The organism is Actinoplanes sp. NPDC051633 (assembly GCF_040681735.1).
Taxonomy (GTDB): Bacteria; Actinomycetota; Actinomycetes; order Mycobacteriales; family Micromonosporaceae; genus Actinoplanes.
Genome location: NZ_JBFAZH010001643.1, coordinates 1 through 1332, shown reverse-complemented (window position 1 = coordinate 1332; position 1332 = coordinate 1). Strand labels below are relative to the sequence as shown.

Below are 1332 nucleotides of genomic sequence, written 5' to 3'. Positions count from 1 at the left end.
CGCAAGCGTGACCACTTTAGCCAGAGGGGAATGGTACATCGACGTCCCACCCACAGATGTCACCACCACCCTGTCACGCGGTGGCGGCCCGAGGAGGAAACCGCCACCGCGGCGTCCCGGTCAAGTTCGTCGGCGTTCAGCGCGTCCCGCCCCAGCAGGTACTGCTGGATCAGGTGGTTCCATGCGCAGGACTGGCAGACCTCGACGACGAACACCTGAAACTCACGCAGCGTCATCGCGAGGACGGGCAACTCCGCGAGCTTGCGGGCCTGTCCGGCGGACTGCTTGAGCTCGTCGCCGTAGATGTAGTGCACGAGGGTGAGGTTGTCGCGGCGGCAGACCGGGCAGCGGTCCTCGGTCGGCTCGCCGTGGAACCGGGCAGCGTTCTTCAAGTAGGGCGAGGCATCGCAGACCTCGAGCGCCCCGACCTGCCCATTGCGCAGCTCACGCAGCAACGCTCGCTTCTGTAGCGAGTAGTCGACCACCTGACGCTGCGTCCGCACGGCAAAGAGAGTACGCGGTCGACCCCGCTACGGCGACCGTCATCACACAGCGTGGCGCGGCAGTTGCGGTCACATGACCGGCTTGCGGCAGCCTGAGTGTCGAACTACGGTTGCGATGTATCGGCCCGATACATCGGAGAGGGGTGGCTGATGCTCGAGCTGGCCGTCCTGGGCCTCCTGCAAGAGGCCCCCATGCACGGGTACGAGCTCCGCAAGGAACTCGCCACCAAACTCGGCACCATCCGCGCGGCGATCAGCTACGGCACCCTGTATCCCACGCTGAAGCGGCTGCAAACCGCCGGGTGGATCACCTCCGCGGACAGCTCGTCGGAGTCCGAGGTGCCGCCCCTGACCAGTCGACGCGGCAGGGTGGTCTACAAGATCACCGCGGAGGGCAAGGAACGGTTCGCCGACCTGCTCGCCCAGGCCGGCCCCGAGACGTACGACGACGCCGGCTTCGGCGTGCACTTCGCCTTCTTCGCCCGGACCGACCGGGCCACGCGGCTGCGGATTCTCGAGGGCCGCCGCCGCCGGATCGAGGAACGTCGAGAAGGCCTGCGTGACGTGCTCGCGCGGGCCAGTGACCGGCTCGACGCCTACACCCTCGAACTGCAACGACACGGACTGGACGCCTGCGAGCGCGAGGTCCGCTGGCTGGAGGAGCTCATCACGAACGAGCGCTCCGGCCGATCCCCGTCCGGGGAGGCACCACCCCCCGCAGATCCGGCTCCGCATGAGGACCGGCCGTGACCAAGGAGGCAATCGCGATGGGCTCCGTCCGCGTCGCCATCGTCGGTGTGGGTAACTGCGCCTCGTCCCTGATCCAGGG

General features: G+C 67.8%; 2 protein-coding genes. One reads left to right on the top strand and one right to left on the bottom strand.

The genetic code is table 11. The features are described 5' to 3' along the window. Positions 1-59 precede the first annotated feature (59 nt). Positions 60-503 carry a DUF5318 domain-containing protein gene (locus AB0M20_RS43895; RefSeq protein WP_364307461.1) on the bottom strand — a complete coding sequence of 148 codons (444 nt, stop codon included), beginning with the start codon at positions 501-503 and terminating at the stop codon, positions 60-62. A gap of 150 nt (positions 504-653) precedes the next feature. On the opposite strand from AB0M20_RS43895, the gene AB0M20_RS43890 reads away from it, so the two are divergent. Then, on the top strand, positions 654-1253 hold the full coding sequence (locus AB0M20_RS43890) for a PadR family transcriptional regulator (RefSeq protein WP_364307460.1): 600 nt from the start codon (positions 654-656) through the stop codon (positions 1251-1253). Positions 1254-1332 lie beyond the last annotated feature (79 nt).